The 884-nt window shown below is 49.0% G+C and carries 1 protein-coding gene; it reads left to right on the top strand.

Features of this window, described 5'->3' with window-relative positions; genetic code table 11:
* Window positions 1-872, top strand: an 872-nt coding sequence (locus tag ACTHS3_RS15615) for a class I SAM-dependent methyltransferase (protein WP_440368457.1), incomplete at its 5' end; no start/stop codon positions are given.
* Window positions 873-884 lie beyond the last annotated feature (12 nt).

Genomic DNA, 884 nt, shown 5'->3' with positions numbered 1-884 from the left:
TCTATGAATTTGGTGCAGGCACAGGCCATCTCGCCACCACACTCTTGCAAAATCTTTCAGACGGCCTGAATCATTACTACATTATCGAGCTATCGGCAGAGCTTGCAGAGAGACAACGTCAACACATTCTTGAGCACACATCTCCCGAAGCAGCCGCAAAAGTCATCCACCTCACCACATTACCCGAACACTTTGACGGCATCATCATCGGCAACGAAGTATTGGATGCCATGCCGGTTGAACGCTTAATTTATCAAGATGAAGGATTTCAACAAATCGGCGTCAGCCTAGAGAATGACGAGCTAATCGAAGCCATCAGACCATTGGCCCAAGCCGAACTGATACAAACAGCCGCCTTGTATTTCCCTCCCCTCCCTTCATACACAAGTGAGCTGCATCCAGCACAATATGCCTTTATCCAAACCCTGGCCGCCAAATTGCAGCGCGGCGGCATGATATTTATCGATTACGGCTTCGACGCCGCTCAGTATTACCATCCGCAACGTAAGGAAGGCACATTTATCGGCCACTATCGCCACCACACTATCCATGATCCGTTTTTCAATATCGGCCTGACCGATTTGACTGCGCACGTCAATTTCACCGATATCGCACGCGCAGGGACAGAATCAGGTTTGGATTTAATCGGCTACCTGCCCCAATCTTATTTCCTGCTCAATCTCGGCATCACCGATTTGCTGGCACAAATCGGCAGCCCGGATTCGATTGAATATATCCAAGCCGCCGCCGCAGTACAGAAACTGATACATCAGCACGAAATGGGCGAACTTTTTAAAGTAACCGCTTTTGGCAAAGACATCGATATCGATTGGACAGGCTTCAGCCACGGCGATATTTGCCATAAGCTATAGCCTGACAACCTA

The organism is Neisseria sp. P0009.S007, from assembly GCF_051962515.1.
This window is presented reverse-complemented; position numbering and strand designations above follow the sequence as displayed.